The sequence below is a fragment of the bacterium genome (assembly GCA_020440705.1).
Taxonomy (GTDB): domain Bacteria; phylum Krumholzibacteriota; class Krumholzibacteriia; order LZORAL124-64-63; family LZORAL124-64-63; genus JAGRNP01.
This window is the reverse complement of sequence record JAGRNP010000243.1, coordinates 1-1,847: the sequence shown is the minus strand read 5'-3', so window position 1 is coordinate 1,847 and position 1,847 is coordinate 1. Positions and strand designations below refer to the sequence as shown.

1 protein-coding gene is annotated in these 1,847 nt (G+C 65.4%); it reads left to right on the top strand.

What is annotated here, in order from left to right:
• Nucleotides 1-43: 43 nt before the first annotated feature.
• Nucleotides 44-1,693 (top strand): electron transfer flavoprotein-ubiquinone oxidoreductase, encoded by a 1,650-nt coding sequence (locus KDM41_18070; protein MCB1185330.1) that lies wholly within the window; start codon nt 44-46, stop codon nt 1,691-1,693.
• The last annotated feature ends 154 nt before the right edge of the window (nt 1,694-1,847 follow it).

Here is a 1,847-nt window from a genome sequence, read left to right as displayed (position 1 = left end):
CTTCGCGGGGCCAAGGTAGGACAACGAGGAAGGGCGGAGCGCGATGGGCGTTATCGAGCGCGAGTCTATGGAGTACGACGTTGTGATCGTGGGGGGCGGGCCATCGGGTCTGTCTGCGGCGATCCGGCTGAAGCAGATCGATCCCGATCTGAACGTTGTCGTGCTGGAGAAGGGGTCCGAGGTCGGGGCGCATATCCTGTCGGGTGCGGTTCTGGATGTCTCGGGTCTCGACGCGCTCCTTCCGGACTGGAAGGCGAAGGGGGCGCCGGTCACTGTCGAGGTGAAGCGGGACAACTTCTACATCCTCGGTCCCTCGGGGCAGATGCGGATCCCGAACTGGCCGATGCCGCCCTTGATGTCGAACCATGGCAAGTACATCGTCTCGATGGCCAATGTCTGCCGCTGGCTGGCGCAGGAGGCCGAAGCGCTGGGGGTGGAGATCTTTCCGGGCTTTGCGGCCTCGGAGCTGGTCTATGACGAGACGGGCGCGGTGAAGGGCGTCGTCGCCGGGGTGATGGGTCTGAACGCGGACGGCACGCCGGGGCCGAACTTCGAGCCGGGGATGGAGCTTCACGGCAAGTACGTGTTCCTGTCCGAGGGGGTGCGCGGGTCCCTCGCCAAGGAGGTGATGGCGAAGTTCGATCTCTCGAAGGGGCACTGCCCGCAGAAGTTCGGGCTTGGCATGAAGGAGATCTGGGAGATCGACCCGGCGAAGCACCGGGAGGGGACGGTCACCCACACGATGGGCTGGCCGCTCGGCAAGAACGCGGGCGGCGGGTCGTTCATCTATCACCTTGAGAACAATCAGGTTTACGTGGGCTTCGTGGTGCATCTCAACTACGCGAACCCGCATCTTTACCCCTACATGGAGTTCCAGCGGTTCAAGCACCACCCGATGGTGGCGGAGCTTCTGAAGGGCGGCAAGCGGGTGGCTTACGGCGCGCGGGCGATCTCCGAGGGTGGCTGGCAGTCGATCCCGAAGCTCACCGCGCCGGGGGTGGCGCTGCTCGGCTGTTCGGCGGGGCTCGTGAACGTGCCGAGGATCAAGGGCAACCACAACGCGATGCTCTCGGGCATTGCCGCGGCCGAGGCGGCGGCGGCGGCGATCGCGGCGGGCCGGTCGGGCGACGAGCTTGTGGCCTACGAGGCGGACCTCAGGTCGGGCCCGATCGCGAAGGACCTCAGGAAGGTCAGGAACGTCAAGCCGATGTGGTCGCGCTGGGGGATGCTGCCGAGCCTGGCGCTCGGCGGGTTCGACATGTGGACGAACAATCTCTTCGGGCTCTCGCTCTTCGGGACGCTGAGGCACGGCAAGTCGGACGCGGCGGCGACCGGGGCGGCGAAGGACTATCCGAAGATCGACTACCCGAGGCCCGACGGGGTCCTCTCCTTCGACCGGCTGACGAACGTGTCGTTCAGCTTCACAAACCACGAGGAGAGCCAGCCCTGCCACCTGAAGCTGAAGGACCCGAGCGTTCCGATCGCGGTGAACCTGCCGAAATACGACGAGCCGGCGCAGCGCTACTGCCCGGCAGGCGTCTACGAGGTGCTGGAGACCGAGGCCGGCCCGACCTTCCGCATCAACTTCCAGAACTGCGTCCACTGCAAGACCTGCGACATCAAGGACCCCGCCCAGAACATCACCTGGACAACACCCCAGGGCGGCGACGGGCCAAACTATCCGAATATGTGAGGCGGCGGCGAAGAGCCGCCGGCGATGAGCGAAACGACGACACTAAGTATCCAAGAAACTTTGAAAAAGCGCGCGGACCCATGCGATAAGGGGTCAGGAGCGTGCGGCCGGGACCCGCGCGGCAGGAGGAGAACGGATGGACATCGCGCAACTG

Coding starts and splice junctions, on each gene's coding strand:
- KDM41_18070 (MCB1185330.1), top strand. CDS start 44: ATGGGCGTTATCGAGCGCGAGTCTATGGAGTACGACGTTGTGATCGTG.